We start from the raw sequence: 16,524 nt of genomic DNA, 5'->3' as shown, positions 1-16,524 counted from the left end.
ATGGCGATTTTGCTACCCTGAAGACAATTAGGGTAAAACATAGTAGAATATGGCAAATTATTGAGGGAAAGGTCAACAATGAAAAATTCTAAATGGCTTGATTTTGTAGTCGGTATCTTTGTTCTAAGTGGCATTGTGGCATTTACTTGGCTTGCGTTTAATGCAAGTAATGCAACGGTGGGCTTAGGTGGCGGTAAGCCCATTCAAGTAACGGCTTCTTTTACCAATATCGGTTCGCTTAAAGTGAAAGCACCGGTGATGATTGCCGGCGTGCGTGTAGGGCAGGTTACCGGCATCAACTTAGATCATGATAATTATGAAGCAGTGGTTTCATTATCACTTGATAGTTCTGTGCCCATTCCACAAGATACAATTGCAGCAATAAACACCTCTGGTTTAGTGGGTGAGCAATATATTGCCCTTGATCCCGGTGGTGCGATGAAGTTATTACAAAATGGCGATAAAATCCGCATGACGCAAGACGCATTCGTGATGGAACGCCTTATTGGGCAGTTGATGGCTTCATTTGGTGGTAGCGGTAAGAGTGATACTGCAGAGGTAGAAGAAAAGGGCAATGATGCGCCTTTTAAACCTGCATCTCTGCTTGATTAATTGATCAGGTGATTGAAGTGATATGTGCAGCGATGGCTTCAATCCTATAATGAAGTGGACGAGATGATGGCGATATCTCATTCATTAGACCGGACTTTAGGGATCGTGCTCAATAAGCGTCCCTTTAAAGAGTCCGGTTTTTTAGTGGAACTATTTACTCGGGAATATGGTCGGATTCCACTGCTAGCCCGTGGGCGCTCAAATCCCAAAAAGCCGCTCAATTTTTTGGAGCTATTTACCACGAGTGATTGGCATTTAAAAGTGGGGCAGAGTTTTCATTTTATTGAATCGGTGGATCTTGTAACACAGCGTCTATTAAGTGGTAAAGCGATCTGGACTGCCTATTATCTCAACGAATTACTCTTGAAATTATTGCCACAACATCAAGAAGCACCGGCACTCTTTGAATATTATCAATTAGCTTTAGAAGCCTTATTAGAATCAGAGCAATCGGATTTAGATATTACCCCATTTTTACGACAGTTTGAGCTTCAGTTATTGCGAGAATTAGGGGTTTTACCTGATTTAACTGAAGATTATGAGGGGAGAAAAGTGATTGCCGGGCGCCGTTATTATCTCTCATTTGAAGAGGGACTGTTACCGATCTCATTACCGGGCACCTTTCCGATTGTTGGCGAGCTGATTCTCAAAATATTGGCACAAGCGCCGTTGAGCAAGATAGAAAGTGTCGAGTATCGTAATATGATGCGCTATCTTTTTGAGCCCTTATTGGAAGGTAAGCCACTACAATCGCGCATTTGGATGCAAAAACTCTATGGTAAAGGCCGGTAAAACCAAGTGATTCTAAATAGAAGTTAATTCAGTGCGGGATAGAAAGAGCGAGTCACCAGATCAATCGTGCGCCCGCAAGTGAGTGATCTCTCAACGGCTCAAACGATTATTGACCGGTGCTAATGATGTCGATCAGCAAGGCATTGAAGATGCCAAACTTGCCGGCGCGGGATTGTTAGAAGAGCGCGATCATTCGTCCCGGCGATGCGGTAAGTTGTCTTATTCTTATCTTATTTTTCTCAATACAATCTAATGCAGTGCGGGATAGAAAGAGCGAGTCACCAGATCAATCGTGCGCCCGCAGTTGAGTGATTCTTTAATCGCTCGGCATTGATCGTTACCGATGAATAAAAATAGAGCCTCTCACTTTATTCTTTAATGAGGGGCTCTATTTCGATGAGATATCAGCAAGTGTGAAATCCGGATTACTCTTCCATAAATTGATCGGCGAAATCTCGGGTTGAGAGATTCATAAAGCGAGAGAATTTGCCTTGGAAGCTAAGTTTAACGGTACCAATAGGACCATTACGCTGTTTTGCGATAATCACTTCGGCAACCCCTTTTTCAGGGGATTCATCATTATAAACTTCATCTCGGTAGATAAAGCAGATAAGGTCAGCGTCCTGCTCGATCGCCCCTGAGTCACGAAGGTCACTCATTACAGGGCGTTTATTCGGACGTTGCTCTAGGCTTCGGTTTAGCTGTGAGAGAACAATAACCGGGACATTGAGCTCCCTTGCCATTAATTTAAGTGACCGAGAGATCTCAGAAACCTCGGCAACACGTTGATCAGACATGCCGGGAACGCTCATTAATTGCAGGTAATCCACCATGATAAGACCGAGTTGCCCATGGTCACGTTGCAATCTTCGCGCTCTTGAGCGTACTTCTGAGGGACTTAATCCACTCGTGTCATCGATAAATATCTTAGTGCGTGCAAGGGTTTGTGTGGCATCACTAAGCTTTTTGGCTTCTAGGTCATTAAGTTCGCCGGTACGAATTTTCCCCTGTTCAATTCCTCCAATAGAGGCGAACATCCGCATTACTAGCTGTTCGGCGGGCATCTCTAAGCTGAAGATGGCAACGGGTTTATTAGTATACATTGCCACACGTTCTACCATGTTCATTGCGAGGGTTGTTTTACCCATTGATGGACGACCGGCAACGATAATCATATCACCACTTTGTAATCCTGATGTCATCTCATCAAACTGATCCCAGCCTGTCGGCGCACCCGTCACCCCACCTTTTGCTTGTGCAAGTTCATCAATACGAGCGATAGTGCTCTTTAAAACTTCGCGAATATCGATTAACCCGGCATTCTGCTTAGTGCCTTGTTCGGCAATGGCAAAGACGGCTTGCTCTGCAAATTGAATCAGTTCATTACTGGTGCGACCTTGTGGATTAAATCCTGAATCGGCAATGTCTGTTCCGACACCGATTAACTGACGAATTACTGAACGGTCATAAACGATATTGGCATAAGCCTTAATATTGCTGACGGATGGCATATCTTGGGCAAGCGTTGCAAGATAGGGAATGCCACCGATTTCATCTAATAATTCGCGCTGTTTAAGATCATCGCTGACCGTCAAAATATCAACGGACTGATTTTCGTGGTAGAGCGATTGAATCGTTTCAAAAATAATACGGTGGTTTTTACTATAAAAATCACCAGGGCCCAAAATACCATCGATGCGATCCCACGCATCTCGATCGATCAATAAGCCCCCTAAAACAGCCTGCTCCGCTTCAATAGAGTGGGGCGGTGTTTTGATTTGGGAGAGATCGGAATCATTATATGATTGTCTATTTTGCATAGGTCCTACAGATCAAGAAATAAATACGAATGAAAAATTGATAAAAACGTGATAAAAAACGTAATAAAAACGATATGGAACCGTAAATGAAGCGTTATTTTATCATAGATCTGAACCATAGCTATGAAGATTCGATAGAAGGGAGTAGACTCACTAAATTTATCGGTTAACCTTTAATTTACTTGAGAGATAAAGTGTAATATCTTAATATTTCAGCTGTATTAATCATTATCAATATTGTGTCAATAATAGAAATTGACATATATTTTAATGTTTTACAAAACTTGGGTTGCAATTTTACATAACGACTATTAGACTAACTCAATTCAAACAGGTTTAGTTGTACAGTCTGTATTTTGCAGGCACTATGAGGTCAGGTGACATGGATAATAATAAATTAATCATTACAGATACAGAGACATATATAGAAAAACATAATGAGATTATCTGTGATAATCGTCGTAATATTCTCAAAGCGGCGACAGGTGTTTTAGCAGGTTCTGCAGTATTTGGGATTTTTGGTTTTAATCCAGCATTGGCGAAACAAGCGCTCTCAAATGAACGTGAGTTAGTGCTTTATACACCGGCATTAGGTGAGACAACTCGTACAGTATATTGGGTTCCAGGCGAAGGTTATATTCGTGAGTCACTCGATGAGATCTCTTGGGCACTTCGTGATAGAAGAACTAAAACTGCAAAATTATATGACCCACATGTATTAGATCAACTTTATGCATTGACCTTACAATTAGGTTACGGCAAACCTGTTCACGGTTTAAGTGGTTACCGTTCAAATAAAACCAATGAAATGCTCCGACACACAATGCGTGGTGTTGCGAAGAGCAGTTTCCATACTAAGGCAAAAGCAATTGATATTCGTATGCCTGGTATCTCTACACGGAATTTAAGAAATGCAGCGCTTTCGCTTAAAGCGGGCGGTGTAGGCTACTATAGTCGTTCGGCATTTGTGCATATCGACAGCGGACAAGTGAGAACTTGGGGTAGCTAAATCAAGTTTAGAATCGATAAAGGCCATTCTTCGGAATGGCTTTTTTTGTGGGAATGGATTTTAGGGATGTCGTTAAAAGTTTAAGAGGGATGGAATAATATGGCCAAAGAGATCAAACAACCGACAGAGACATTAACAAGCCAACTAGATCGTCATAATGTGAAGATCACAAAACGAGAACGAATTTTAGATAGTTTCTTTAAAGTCGATGCTGTGACTGTGGATCATGATTGTTTCAATGGTGGTCGATTTCATAATATTCGCCGAGAAGTGATTCAGCGTGCAGATACGGTCAGTGTTTTGCTCTATGACCCTCATCATGATCTCATTCTCTTTGTCCGGCAGATACGAGTACCTTTATTAGATCGTGCAGAGCGAGAAAGCCCTTGGACGGTAGAGATTATTGCCGGTACTATCGATTGGCAAGCAACGCCTGAGCAAGTGGCAAGGGCGGAAGCGAAAGAGGAAGCGGGGGTTGAACTTGAATCCTTGATTTCGATCTATAGCTATTTCCCCTCAACAGGCAGTGATGCCGGTAAAATGCATCTCTATCTTGGATTATGTGATCTCTCAAATGCCGGCGGCTATTATGGGCTTGAGGAAGAGGGGGAAGATATTGAGGCGTTTGTGGTTTCAAGAGCGCGAGCTTTTGAAATGTTAGATGAAGGGATTTTAGATAATGGTTTTACGATGATTGCGATACTCTGGTTGAAATTGCATTATCAAGATTATTTGCAATCGTCATAGTTCATTCTGATCAGTCTTATCATAGAAGAATTATATAGTAATATCGATTCAAACAAGCTTATTCAAATGCCGGCGCATCGGCTGATCGAGGCAAGGAAGCCGTTCTATCCGGCATTATGCAAGTGTTGTTTAGTATGGTTTGATGTTCTTTTATAGTGAGATCGGTTCAAAATAAGCTTATTCAAATGCCGGCACATCGGTTGATCGAGGCAGGGAAGGTATTCTATCCAGTATCTTGCAAGAGTTGTTTAGTATGGTTTGATGTTCTTTTATAGTGAGATCGGTTCAAAATAAGTTTATTCAAATGCCGGCGCATCGGCTGATAGAGGCAAGGAAGCCGTTATATCCGGCATCATGCAAGTGTTGTTTAGTACGGTTTGATGTTCTTTTATAGTGAGATCGGTTCAAAATAAGCTTATTCAAATGCCGGCGCATCGGTTGATAGAGACAAGGAAGCTGTTCTATCCGGCATCTTGCAAGTATTGTTTAGTACACAGTTTGATGCTCTTTTAAAATCTCATATTGGGTGCTCAAAAAATCTTTCTTTTTAACCATATTTTCTATAAAAAGAACCTCAATAAGATTAGATAAGATTTGATCGTAAATTGAGCTATACTAAGATTTATTTAGAATAATAAGGAGGAATCGATGTTACTACATATTCATCCAGAAACACCTCAAGCAAGATTGATTGAGCAAGCGGTTGATATCTTGCAAAATGAAGGAATATTAGTCTATCCCACTGATTCTAGTTATGCCATTGGTTGTATGATTGGGAATCAAAAAGGTATGGATCGAATTTTAAAAATTCGCCAAGAGAGCAGTAAATCCCACTATTTCTCCTTAATGTGTCAAGATCTCTCTTCATTATCGCATTATGCTTTGGTGGATAATCCGCAATATCGTCTATTAAAAGCGATATTGCCAGGGCCTTATACCTTGATTTTGAAGGGAACACGAGAAGTCCCTAAAAAACTTTTAATGCCTAAAAGAAATACAGTAGGACTTCGTGTACCAAATCATGTTATAATCCAAGCTGTTTTAGCGGCGCTCAAGGCTCCTATCCTCTCAACGACGCTAAAAGTGCCTGGTTATGAAGCATATGAGCTCAATAATGCTTCAATGATTGATGAGATTATCGGCCAACATGTCGATGGAATTATTGATGGTGGCGCTTGTAGCATGGAGCCGACAACCGTAGTAGATTTGAGCAATGGTGCTCCAGAAGTATTACGTCAAGGGCAAGGTTCTACGACTTTATTTGAATAAAAGTGGTACCAATATCTAATTATTGGTGTATAATGCTTTGCTTAGAATAAATCTGGGTAAGATGGTTATTACATTAGAAGGTTTTACAAATGAATATTATTAAACAATTAGAGCAAGAAGCAATGCAAGGCAAAGAGCTTCCTGCTTTCAACCCTGGCGATACTATCATCGTAAATGTTCGGGTTAAAGAGGGTGATCGCGAGCGTATTCAGGCATTTGAAGGCGTTGTAATCGCAATTAAGAGCCGTGGATTAGGTTCTTCATTCATCGTTAGACGTATTTCTCATGGTGTAGGCATGGAGCGTACTTTCCAAACTTACAGCCCATTGATCGCAAGCATCAGCGTTAAACGTCGTGGTAGCGTTCGTCGTTCGAAACTCTACTATCTTCGCGAGCTTTCAGGTCGTGCAGCAAGAATCAAAGAGAAATTACCAGCGCGCAAAACTGCAGCGACTGCATAATTTACTCAATTATTCTTTCGAGAAGAACCTTGGTGATTTATCATCAAGGTTTTTTTCTATCTCTATTTTCTATTGATCTATTTAGAATCCATAAGAACATTCATCGCATCGCCGGGGAGAATGATCCCGTTCTTTTTGCAATCGTGTGCCGGCAGATTGTGTATCTTTCAATGGTTTGCGGGTTGGCTTCATCAATGCCGGTCAATAACCATTTGAGAAGTTGAGGAGTTGAAAAGTTGAGAGCTTTCTCACCTGCGGGCGCTCGATTTGTCTGGTGGCTCGGTTGTTCTATCCCGCACTGAGTTAACCTGAATTTGAAATATAAAATATAATCAATGAGTTGCTTGTATTTTGCGGAAAAATCCCCATATATCTAGAAATATTGGTATGATTTGATAAAACTTTCCAAAGGTGTTTTAAAATGATTCCCTTTTTGCAAAATTAAAGGAGTGCTATGTTTAAACGAATTTTATTATGGGCGGGCATGAATATTGCCGTCATCGCTGTCATTACGATTATCCTTAAAATTACGGGATTAGATACAGCTATCTCGGGGGGTAGAGGTTATGGGCCTATGTTGCTTGCCTGTGCTGTTGTCGGTTTTGCTGGCTCTATCATCTCGCTCTTGATGTCAAAGAGCTTAGTAAAGCGCACAATGGGCGTGCATATTATTGAATCTCCTCAAAGCGAATTTGAAGCTTGGTATGTGAATATTGTGAAGCGTCAAGCGGAGATGCTTGGCATTAATACTCCAGAAATCGGTATTTTTGACTCTCCTGAGCCGAATGCTTTTGCAACAGGAGCTAGTCGAAATAACTCTCTTGTAGCGATTAGTACTGGCTTGATGAGTGTTATGAATAAAGATGAGATCGAAGCAGTCGTTGGACATGAGATGGCACACGTGGCAAATGGTGATATGGTGACGATGGCGCTACTGCAAGGTGTGCTCAATACCTTTGTTGTATTCTTCTCGCGGATTATTGCCGAAGTCGTTGCTTCTCGCGGTAATTCGGAGGGTAATGCAACAAGTTCCGGTGTCTACTTTATTACCACATTAGTATTGCAGGTAGTCTTTGGCTTCTTAGCGCAAATTATCGCAAGCTGGTTCAGTCGTCATCGGGAATTTAGAGCGGATGCCGGCGGTGCAAAACTCACTTCTAATCAGCAAATGGCCAATGCCTTAGATGCACTACGTCGTCGCCCTGAGATGAATCAAGATCTTCCTGGAGAGTTTGCGGCGTTTGGTTTTACCGGTTCGATTCGTAACCTTTTTAGTACTCATCCGCCATTAGAGAAGCGTATTGAAGCACTATTAGCCGCAGATCAACGTGGTTAGATAGGGCCTTTCATCATCTCTGAGTATTATAGTAAATTTGGTTTAAGAAAGTATAGAACCTGACTCACCAACACTTGCAAGATGCCGGATAGAACGGCTTCCTTACTTATTACAGCTGATGCGCCGGCATTTCAATCAGCTTCTTTTGAACCGATCTTATTATACAATGATGGAAGTGATATCAAGCAATAAAGCCTCAAGAAAATAGATTTCTTGAGGCTTTTTCTATGGGAACGAGAAAATAATCGATGGAAGTTTAGATCAGGCTGAATCTTAAATAAAACTTGTTAAGAGATTTGCTGCACGTTGGAGAATAGGGAGATTATTAGCAACCACTTCATCGGCTTGTTGTTGTAGTGAGTGGATATTGATATTCAGTGCTGCAACTGTATGGCCGCTTTTATCAAATACCGGTACAGCAATAGAGTAGAGACCAATTTCAAGTTCTTGATTAATCAGTGCATAACCTTGTGTTTTCACTTCATCGAATTTTTTAAGAAGCGCCTCAATTTCATAGATAGTATGTTCAGTATAAGGACGAAGTTGTGATTTATTGAGGATCTCAAGTTGTTTCTCAGTAGGCTCTGCTGCTAAAAGTACGCGTCCCATAGAGGAGCAGTAAGCAGGGAGGTGGCTACCAATCGTCAAAGTATCTGCGATAATACGACCATTATTCACAGAAGCGCGGGCGATGTAGATAATCTCATTGTGTACTAAAATGGCCATAGAGGCTGGCGCATTTGCTTCTCGTGCCATATTTTCTAAGATCGGTTGAGCAATATTGGGTAAGCTCTGTGATGCGAGGTAACTATGCGCTAACGTAAGAATTTTAGAGGAGAGCTCATAATAGCGATCTTCCTGTATCACATAGCCGAGCTGTAGTAACGTGTAGAGTCCTCGGCGGACGGTTGCGCGCGGGAAGCTTGTGACTTTTGCAATATCAGAGATCGTCATCGGACGTTGACTGACTGAGAGAATTTGAAAAATCATCATGCCTCTTGCAAATGCAGTGATAAAATCGGAATCCTCTGCATGTTGTTCAAGAATGGGATTCATTTCATCAATAATAGCTTGGTACATAGAATCTCTCTATTGCGGGTCGATCTCATGGGGTTGTGTTTGTGAAGATCAATGAATAATAAAGTTACAAACATCTGTTAGTGCGCTCTATAATAAGGGATTTTTGTAATAATCGCTATTGTTCTACGGTAATCTTGGAAAGAAACCGATGGTCACCCGATCTTGATTGCCATAATCTTTCACCGTTCGAATCTCACGATAGCCTCGTTCTTGCATTCTAAGTTGCAGGGCTTCTCGCTGGTCATAACCATGTTCAAGAAGCAGGTATCCCTCTTTGCGGAAGTAGTTTGGCGCGGTATCAATGATATGATAGAGATCTGCTAAACCGTTATCATGGGCGATAAGTGCCCGCTTAGGTTCAAACTTTACGCCGTCGCCCTCAAGATGTTGATCGAGCGGGTCAATATAGGGGGGATTAGAGACGATCATATCAAAGTGATGTTGCGGTAATGCGGAAAACCAATCACTCTGACGCCAGTTGATCTCTAACTGATTTCGTTCGCCATTTGCTATTGCGATCTTGAGCGTTGTTTCATAATAATCCACTGCTGTGACAGTAATATCTGGTCGACATTTTTTGAGCGCTAAAGCAATAGCGCCACTACCGGTACCTAAATCGAGCAAGCGATAATCAGTTTGTGTTGCTTGCGGCATCAGTGAGAGCGCTTGATCGACAATAATCTCGGTATCATCTCTCGGAATCAATGTTTCCTGATTGACCTGAAAGGATAAGCCATAAAATTCCCGTTCGCCGGTAATATAGGCAAACGGTTCGCCATTCGCACGCCGTTCAAGCCTGTTGAGATATTGCTGATAGGTTTCTTGCGTGATCTCTTTCTCTGGGAAGGCAATGAGGTAGCTTCGATTCACTTTCAATGAGAAAGCAAGGAGAAGAGTGGTTTCAAACGGAGGATTGGGGAGATGTTGAAGTTTCTCTGCACCGAGAGTGAGTGCTTCTGCAATCGTAATCATCATAGTACGCTTTGATAAAAAAGGGGATGAGTTAGCCGATAAGCCGGGTTCTGTCGTGGATAATCATTCATCTAGGGTTAGGATTGCTCCTAACCTCAAGCGACCTACCCGAGTACAACGCGGATCACGTCTAATGTACTCCTATTTGGTCTTGCTCCAGGTGGGGTTTACCTCAGCTACGAAGAGTCACCTCTCGTACGGTGCGCTCTTACCGCACCTTCTCACCCTTACCGAGATCTAACGATCTTTAGGCGGTTTAATTTCTTCAGCACTTTCCATGAGCTCGCGCCCTCTAGACGTTATCTAGCACCTTGATCCGAGGAGCCCGGACTTTCCTCTAGCCTCTAATGAGACGAGCGATTATCTGGCTAACTCAAGTCGCACATTGTGCCTAATTTTGTGCCTTAACGCAATGTTTAAATCTAATTTATGGGGAAATGATTTTAAGGAGATTCTGTTATTGAAAAGTGTTAGAAGAAAAAGTTGTTGAAAGCAATAAAACTGATTCATCGCCGGGGAGAATGATCTCGTTTTTCTAACAATCTCGTGTCGGCAGTTTGAGCAATTCCTGTTGCTGAAGATGTTAAATTCATCCTGTGTTGATAGTTTAAACAATTGTGAGTGTTGAGGGATTATAAAATCGCTCACCTGCGGGCGCACTCTTGGTCTGGTTACAGGATCGTTCTATCCCGCCTTGTGTCAGCTCTTATTTGAATTGGAAAGTAATAGAGGTTGCATTGATTTAAAAAGTTTATATCTCTGTATCTTCTTAGCCAATCAGCCTATGATTATAAGGTAAGATGATAGTGAGAAAATAAGATAAGAATAGGGAAGGGAGAGACAATAATGAGTGCAGAAATACTCTCAGAGAAGGAGAGTCGGTCGAAGCGATTGCTGCCGGTGATTTTGGCGATAGCGATTTTTATGCAGATGCTCGATACCACAATTCTTAATACAGCATTGCCGAGTATTGCATTGAGCTTAAATGAGCCAGAATTAAAGATTCAGTCGATTCTCATCAGTTATACCTTGGTATTAGCAATCTGTGCCCCGATTAGTGGCGTTGTTGCCGATAAGATTGGCACGAAGCATACCTTTTTGCTTGCGGTGATCTTCTTTACGCTAGGATCGCTCTTTGCTGCGCTTTCGATGAGCTTAACGCAATTGACGCTTTCTCGGATTCTACAAGGGATTGGTGGCGCGATGTTAACGCCGGTGGCGCGTCTTGCGTTGATGAAAGCTTACGATCGTAAAGATTACCTGCGAGTGATTAATTATGCGATTACGCCGGCATTGATCGGGCCGATTCTAGGACCTCTATTAGGGGGCTATCTGGTGCAATATGCGAGTTGGCATTGGATCTTCTTGATTAATCTACCGATTGGGTTGATTGTCTTGATTCTAGCGGCATTCTTTATGCCCGATTTCAGAGGCGCCCCATTTCATTTTGATCTTCGAGGATATATTATCTTCGCATTGGCGATATTTCTCATTACCTTTGGGCTTGAATACTCTATTCGAGGAGAGATTAAGTGGTTAGCCATACCGATGATTCTCGGAGGCTTCTTTTTTCTTGTTTGGTATTGGTTCTATGCAAAACATAAAGATAAACCGCTCTTCTCATTAACGCTGTTAGACGTGCGGACATTTCGAATTGGCTTAAATGGAAACCTTGTGGCACGTTTGGGGATTAGCGCAATGCCATTTCTATTGCCGCTCTTTTTCCAAGTGGCTTTAGGATATTCGCCAAGTGATGCGGGTTGGCTTTTAGTGCCGATTGCGGTGGGTGGATTGACGGTGAAACCGCTTGTGACGAAGATTCTACATGTCTTAGGTTATCGCCGGATTCTCATTTGGAATACAGTATTGATTAGTCTTTTTATCATTACCATTGGGATTTTCGGGCGTGATATGCCGATGTGGGCGCTTGTGATTCAGCTCTATATTTTAGGGCTCTGTAACTCAACGCAATTTACGGCAATGAATACCTTAACGGTAGGGGATTTAGGGAAAGAGCAGATGAGCAGTGGTAATAGTTTAATGGTAGTGAACCAGCAACTAGCGCTCACTTTGGGGGTTGCCTTTGCAGCGCTGTTTCTGAACTTCTATATTGCGCAGCATTGGTTTCCGACTGAAAATACCGAAAAAGCTTTCCAACTGACCTTTATTACAATGGGGGTTTTGACTTTGATTGCGACTTATATCTTTGCCAAATTGAAAAAAGAGGATGGCGATTTTCTTGCAGGTCGTAGTGTGAAATAGTGGACATTACTGATCAATAGCCGGCGTAATTCGATGCCGGCTACTGCATAGCTTGTCTGTTTTCTGATGATTGATCTGTTGCTGATGATCAATTAATCAATTAATCAATTAATCTATCATTATCGTTTGCTTGCACGCTGTCCGTCAGGGAAGATCATCTCGCCACGATCGACTTTGTGATTTTTGAAAGTGCCGATAAATGTGGAGCCATCGCTTAAGGTGAGTCGTCCGCGTCCGTCAAAGATACCATTCCGGTGTTCCCCTTCATAGATTTCACCGCTACTCATTGTGCTTTTGCCAAATCCATTGGGTTGTCCATTTTTAATGGCGCCTTGATAGATAGAGCCATCGGGCGTAATAATTTTGCCGAAGCCATTCGCTTGACCTTCGATAATCTCACCGATATAGATCGATTCATTCGGTAATTTGAGATATTGATCAGGTGAAAGGGCTTTAATCTCTTGTAGCGCTTCAATGTAAGGTGCATTCGCTGCCGGTTGTGTTGGGAGATGCGTGGCGCAGGCGGAGAGTGCAAAGGCGAAAGTTGTTAGAAGTAGAAGACGTTTCATAAGACCTCATTGAGTAGATAAGAAGACAATAATCAAGAAGAGAACAATATAGTAAATTTGGTTTAAGAAAAATGGTTTTTAAACAGCTATTGCGGGCTTTTAAAAGAAGATAAAACCTGACTCACCAATACTTGCAAGATGCCGGATAGAATAGCTTTCTTGTCTCGATCAGTTGATGCGCCGGCATTTCAATAAGCTTATTTTGAACCGATATTACAATAATATTGTCAAATCTTATCTGAATGGGTGAATGAGGGCAAATCCTCGTGCATTTTTAGAGGGAATAGAGAAGGAGGGAGATAATAGAACGAGGCAATAGGTGCTGAAATGGCAGATATTGAGAATGCAGATAGAGAGCGCCTAGACAAACATCGTATCTAAGACTAATGCTAAGACTTAAATATTGTAGAGAGAGTCTATTGAGATGAGGTTTATTGAGATAAGGTTTATAGGGGGAGTTTATAGAGAGGAGATTTTCTATAGAGAGAATTTTAAGATGGTCGGGGCAGAGGGATTCGAACCCCCGACCCTCTGGTCCCAAACCAGATGCGCTACCAGACTGCGCTATGCCCCGCACTTAAAATGGTGACTCAGATTGTATTAATGAATAGTTGCTATTCTTACAATAAGAGTGAAGAGAGTAAATTGGGGTGAACGACGGGACTTGAACCCGCGACAACCGGAATCACAATCCGGGGCTCTACCAACTGAGCTACGCCCACCATAATGATTTACTGTCTCTGTTTGCTTCTTAGAATTGTGCGCCCGATTACAAAGTAATGCTTAATGGCGCGCTCGGCAGGACTCGAACCTGCTACCCTCGGCTTAGAAGGCCGATGCTCTATCCAGATGAGCTACGAGCGCTTTAAAGCACTTTAGGGCCGCATAGGAATTGTAAAATTGGTCGGGGCAGAGGGATTCGAACCCCCGACCCTCTGGTCCCAAACCAGATGCGCTACCAGACTGCGCTATGCCCCGAAAATTTTATTCTTGCTTTCCAAGAAGAACTGTATGATAGGGCATTAAACCTAAACCGTCAAATTTTTGTTTAATCTTTAAGCGTATTTTCTCGGTATTCTCGAATATAACTTTGAATCGCTTGTAACTGCGCCTTTTCAATTGCTTCAGGAATCGCTTTTTTATCAATATCTTTGATGACAGACTGCACATCAATATGTGAAGCCGCCTCTCGAATGGCTAATAGATATTCACGCTGCGGATAAGGGCGATCTGTAAAATGAAGTCGACCTCTTGCATCAGCTTTACACGCATCGACAAAACGGCGTAAATTATCAGGCTTACGAATGGCATCGAGATTTTTGAGGAGCTTTAGCAATGTTTTCGGGCGAAGCTCAAAAGCTTGGTGCATCAAAAGATGGTGCTCTGTCACTTTTAAAGCAATGTCGCGATAATGATTCGGAACTTTTAAGCGCCGGCAGAACTCCTCCACAAGCGGAACGCCGCGAATCTCATGCATTTTATGGCTTGGCCATTCTGATTGCGGGGTAATCGCCTTCCCAAAATCGTGGCAGAGTACCGCAAAACGAGTCGGCAGATCATCCGTCATCTTGGCAATAATCTCAAGCGCCATCATTGTGTGAATTCCTGAATCAATCTCAGGATGATATTGAGCGGTTTGGGGTACGCCGAACAGGGCATCAACTTCCGGGAAGAGGATTTTTAAAGCGCCCACTTCTTGCAAAGCATAGAAGAATTGTTGTGGTTCCGCCTCACTTAGAGCTTTATTGAGCTCCTGAAAGACCCGCTCAGGCGTGAGTGCTTCTAGCTCCCCATTTGCAATCATTGTTTTTACAAGGGCCTTAGTCTCTTCGGCAATGGTAAAACCATAAGGCGCATAGCGGGCATAGAATCGCGCTAACCGCAACACTCGCACCGGATCTTCAATAAACGCCTCACTTACATGGCGTAAAATTCGTTGCTCAATATCGGCCACCCCGTTATAGGGATCAAATAATGTGCCATCTTCATCTTCTGCAATCGCATTAATGGTTAAATCCCGCCGGCGAAGATCTTCTTCAAGGGTAATCGAGGGGTCCGCAGAGATCTCAAATCCTCGATAACCTTTTGCCACTTTACGCTCAGCACGGGCAAGGGCATACTCCTCTTTAGTCTCAGGATGGAGAAAAACCGGGAAATCTTTACCCACTAAGAGAAAGCCTTCACTCTCCATCTCGGCAGGTGTTGCACCGACCACAACCCAATCTTGTTCATGATAGGGATGGCCAAGCAGTTTATCGCGAACAGCACCACCGACGAGGTAGGTTTTTTTCGTCTGTTTTGTAGAATGGTTCATAATCATATTTCATAAATTTTAATAAGAAACCATTATACCTTATTTTCTATTATCTATTGTTGCTCGCAGATTTTAAAACATTAGCTATAGGAGTAATACGCTCTCAATCGTTATCTTAAATATTACCCCGATCAATACGATCTAGATTTAAATTAAAACAGGCATAGTTTTTAACTCGTCTATGATCTTCGTAACTTTATTAATATTGGCTTCGTAAAGCTCGTTAATATCTTCCGCTTTCGTGCTTTCAATTTGTTCTTTTAAGAGGATCATTTCATTTAATTTGGGGTGTTTATTTAAGGTTCTATTTCCGATAAATGCGATTGCCGTCATTACAGATTCAGAAAAAGCATCTTTCCTCATAAAATTCATTGATTCAAATTCGATAGTGTTCATAAAAAATATCCTATTCAATATGTTAAAAATAAAGACTACATCTTGACCCTACTGCTTTTTGACTTTGATTCTTTTTTCTTAGGTATCAAATCATCAGGTTTAACTGCTGTAAAAGTCAGGCTTTTATCCAATATCTTATAATGCTTTTGAATTGTTTGAATATATTACCCTTAGTACAATACATTGAAGATTAGATAGATAAAATAATGACAATCGATATAAGATATTCATTATGCTCTACCATTGCACACGCTATAATAGGCGATACCGTTTAATGATGCGATTGTTCAATTTCGCATTAGATTAGACTTATTTGGTCTTATTTTGTCTTATTTTGTCTTACTTTGTTTTTATACTCAAAGATTTATATTAGATTTATATTCAAAGATTTATATTCAAAGGTTTATACTCAAGGATCTTCTTATGACGCAATCATCTTCACGTTTAGATCAAATCATTGCCGAAACCCACCAAAATCGCCGTATTCGTGAGCAAGGTTATCGAGAGCAAGCACTTAAAATGTACCCTTGGATTTGCGGGCGCTGCCAGCGGGAATTTGATCATCGCAATGTTCGAGAGCTGACAGTCCATCATCGGGATCATAATCATGATAACAATCCTGCAGATGGGAGTAATTGGGAGTTACTTTGTCTCTATTGTCATGATAATGAACATCAACGTTTAGAAGAAGCTCGCACGAATGCGACAGCCAATACGGATGGGAAGACAGCCATTGCAACCCATAATCCTTTTGCTGATTTAGCGAAGATGTTGAAGAAATAGAGCCATAAGAAGTAGTGATAAGAAGTAGTGATAAGAAGTCGCGATATTCATAGGTCAATTGATTCATAGGTCAATTGATCGACTTCAACTAATCATCATTTT

The 16,524-nt window shown here is 41.8% G+C and carries 15 protein-coding genes, 4 tRNA genes and 1 other RNA gene; 9 read left to right on the top strand and 11 right to left on the bottom strand.

Translation table 11 applies throughout. The annotated features are described in order from the left end of the window. The first annotated feature begins 78 nt into the window (after positions 1-78). Positions 79-612: an outer membrane lipid asymmetry maintenance protein MlaD gene (gene mlaD / locus DC083_RS01265; protein WP_109188468.1), complete on the top strand. Its 534-nt coding sequence runs from the start codon at positions 79-81 to the stop codon at positions 610-612. Between the two features lie 24 nt (positions 613-636). Next, positions 637-1,404 (top strand): DNA repair protein RecO, encoded by a 768-nt coding sequence (gene recO / locus DC083_RS01260; protein WP_133243354.1) that lies wholly within the window; start codon positions 637-639, stop codon positions 1,402-1,404. A 425-nt stretch (positions 1,405-1,829) separates the two neighbouring features. Here recO and dnaB read toward each other — a convergent pair whose 3' ends face one another. Continuing rightward, complete coding sequence (gene dnaB / locus DC083_RS01255; protein ID WP_109188466.1) at positions 1,830-3,224, bottom strand: replicative DNA helicase; 1,395 nt, start codon at positions 3,222-3,224, stop codon at positions 1,830-1,832. Positions 3,225-3,606: 382 nt separating this feature from the next. Between dnaB and DC083_RS01250 the strand changes: the two genes are divergently transcribed. The 5 genes from DC083_RS01250 (at position 3,607) to htpX (ending at position 8,046) form a co-directional block, all read left to right on the top strand. Continuing rightward, a complete protein-coding gene (locus DC083_RS01250) occupies positions 3,607-4,233 on the top strand; it encodes a YcbK family protein (protein WP_229822057.1) in 627 nt (208 codons plus the stop codon). 99 nt (positions 4,234-4,332) lie between these two features. After that, entirely contained in the window at positions 4,333-4,980 is a 648-nt protein-coding gene (locus tag DC083_RS01245; RefSeq protein WP_109188464.1) for an NUDIX domain-containing protein, read from the top strand. Between the two features lie 648 nt (positions 4,981-5,628). Continuing rightward, the gene (locus tag DC083_RS01240; protein ID WP_026879682.1) at positions 5,629-6,249 is read left to right on the top strand and encodes an L-threonylcarbamoyladenylate synthase; all 621 of its coding nucleotides are present in this window, start codon (positions 5,629-5,631) and stop codon (positions 6,247-6,249) included. A gap of 89 nt (positions 6,250-6,338) precedes the next feature. Continuing rightward, positions 6,339-6,710: a 50S ribosomal protein L19 gene (gene rplS / locus DC083_RS01235; RefSeq protein ID WP_026879683.1), complete on the top strand. Its 372-nt coding sequence runs from the start codon at positions 6,339-6,341 to the stop codon at positions 6,708-6,710. Between the two features lie 454 nt (positions 6,711-7,164). Then, positions 7,165-8,046: a protease HtpX gene (gene htpX, locus DC083_RS01230; protein ID WP_109188463.1), complete on the top strand. Its 882-nt coding sequence runs from the start codon at positions 7,165-7,167 to the stop codon at positions 8,044-8,046. A 273-nt stretch (positions 8,047-8,319) separates the two neighbouring features. On the opposite strand, the gene DC083_RS01225 is transcribed toward htpX, so the two are convergent. The 3 genes from DC083_RS01225 to rnpB form a co-directional block, all read right to left on the bottom strand. Further along, positions 8,320-9,126: an IclR family transcriptional regulator domain-containing protein gene (locus tag DC083_RS01225; RefSeq protein WP_109188462.1), complete on the bottom strand. Its 807-nt coding sequence runs from the start codon at positions 9,124-9,126 to the stop codon at positions 8,320-8,322. Positions 9,127-9,249: 123 nt separating this feature from the next. Continuing rightward, positions 9,250-10,101, bottom strand: a complete 852-nt coding sequence (prmC, locus tag DC083_RS01220) for a peptide chain release factor N(5)-glutamine methyltransferase (protein WP_109188461.1) — start codon at positions 10,099-10,101, stop codon at positions 9,250-9,252. Positions 10,102-10,121: 20 nt separating this feature from the next. Next, positions 10,122-10,474: RNase P RNA component class A (gene rnpB / locus DC083_RS01215), an RNA gene on the bottom strand. A 470-nt stretch (positions 10,475-10,944) separates the two neighbouring features. Between rnpB and DC083_RS01210 the strand changes: the two genes are divergently transcribed. Beyond that, a complete protein-coding gene (locus tag DC083_RS01210) occupies positions 10,945-12,360 on the top strand; it encodes an MFS transporter (protein ID WP_109188460.1) in 1,416 nt (471 codons plus the stop codon). Positions 12,361-12,479: 119 nt separating this feature from the next. Here DC083_RS01210 and DC083_RS01205 read toward each other — a convergent pair whose 3' ends face one another. The 7 genes from DC083_RS01205 to DC083_RS01175 form a co-directional block, all read right to left on the bottom strand. After that, on the bottom strand, positions 12,480-12,929 hold the full coding sequence (locus DC083_RS01205) for an MORN repeat-containing protein (RefSeq protein WP_109188459.1): 450 nt from the start codon (positions 12,927-12,929) through the stop codon (positions 12,480-12,482). 497 nt (positions 12,930-13,426) lie between these two features. After that, a tRNA-Pro gene (locus tag DC083_RS01200) sits at positions 13,427-13,503 on the bottom strand. Positions 13,504-13,575: 72 nt separating this feature from the next. Next, positions 13,576-13,651, bottom strand: a tRNA-His gene (locus DC083_RS01195). Positions 13,652-13,716: 65 nt separating this feature from the next. Next, positions 13,717-13,793: transfer RNA gene (locus DC083_RS01190), tRNA-Arg, on the bottom strand. A gap of 37 nt (positions 13,794-13,830) precedes the next feature. Beyond that, a tRNA-Pro gene (locus DC083_RS01185) sits at positions 13,831-13,907 on the bottom strand. Positions 13,908-13,977: 70 nt separating this feature from the next. Beyond that, positions 13,978-15,243, bottom strand: a complete 1,266-nt coding sequence (locus DC083_RS01180) for a multifunctional CCA addition/repair protein (RefSeq protein WP_109188458.1) — start codon at positions 15,241-15,243, stop codon at positions 13,978-13,980. A gap of 147 nt (positions 15,244-15,390) precedes the next feature. Continuing rightward, the gene (locus DC083_RS01175; protein ID WP_109188457.1) at positions 15,391-15,639 is read right to left on the bottom strand and encodes a hypothetical protein; all 249 of its coding nucleotides are present in this window, start codon (positions 15,637-15,639) and stop codon (positions 15,391-15,393) included. A 423-nt stretch (positions 15,640-16,062) separates the two neighbouring features. Between DC083_RS01175 and DC083_RS01170 the strand changes: the two genes are divergently transcribed. After that, complete coding sequence (locus tag DC083_RS01170; RefSeq protein ID WP_109188456.1) at positions 16,063-16,422, top strand: YajD family HNH nuclease; 360 nt, start codon at positions 16,063-16,065, stop codon at positions 16,420-16,422. Positions 16,423-16,524: the final 102 nt, after the last annotated feature.

It is taken from the genome of Ignatzschineria ureiclastica (assembly GCF_003121845.1).
Classification (GTDB): domain Bacteria; phylum Pseudomonadota; class Gammaproteobacteria; order Cardiobacteriales; family Wohlfahrtiimonadaceae; genus Ignatzschineria; species Ignatzschineria ureiclastica.
This window is presented reverse-complemented; position numbering and strand designations above follow the sequence as displayed.

Bases quoted from the DNA above. Each gene is read 5' to 3' on its own strand.
- mlaD (WP_109188468.1), top strand. From the start codon at position 79: ATGAAAAATTCTAAATGGCTTGATTTTGTAGTCGGTATCTTTGTTCTA.
- dnaB (WP_109188466.1), bottom strand. From the start codon at position 3,224: ATGCAAAATAGACAATCATATAATGATTCCGATCTCTCCCAAATCAAA.
- DC083_RS01250 (WP_229822057.1), top strand. From the start codon at position 3,607: ATGGATAATAATAAATTAATCATTACAGATACAGAGACATATATAGAA.
- DC083_RS01245 (WP_109188464.1), top strand. From the start codon at position 4,333: ATGGCCAAAGAGATCAAACAACCGACAGAGACATTAACAAGCCAACTA.
- DC083_RS01240 (WP_026879682.1), top strand. From the start codon at position 5,629: ATGTTACTACATATTCATCCAGAAACACCTCAAGCAAGATTGATTGAG.
- rplS (WP_026879683.1), top strand. From the start codon at position 6,339: ATGAATATTATTAAACAATTAGAGCAAGAAGCAATGCAAGGCAAAGAG.
- htpX (WP_109188463.1), top strand. From the start codon at position 7,165: ATGTTTAAACGAATTTTATTATGGGCGGGCATGAATATTGCCGTCATC.
- DC083_RS01225 (WP_109188462.1), bottom strand. From the start codon at position 9,126: ATGTACCAAGCTATTATTGATGAAATGAATCCCATTCTTGAACAACAT.
- prmC (WP_109188461.1), bottom strand. From the start codon at position 10,101: ATGATGATTACGATTGCAGAAGCACTCACTCTCGGTGCAGAGAAACTT.
- DC083_RS01210 (WP_109188460.1), top strand. From the start codon at position 10,945: ATGAGTGCAGAAATACTCTCAGAGAAGGAGAGTCGGTCGAAGCGATTG.
- DC083_RS01205 (WP_109188459.1), bottom strand. From the start codon at position 12,929: ATGAAACGTCTTCTACTTCTAACAACTTTCGCCTTTGCACTCTCCGCC.
- DC083_RS01180 (WP_109188458.1), bottom strand. From the start codon at position 15,243: ATGAACCATTCTACAAAACAGACGAAAAAAACCTACCTCGTCGGTGGT.
- DC083_RS01175 (WP_109188457.1), bottom strand. From the start codon at position 15,639: ATGAACACTATCGAATTTGAATCAATGAATTTTATGAGGAAAGATGCT.
- DC083_RS01170 (WP_109188456.1), top strand. From the start codon at position 16,063: ATGACGCAATCATCTTCACGTTTAGATCAAATCATTGCCGAAACCCAC.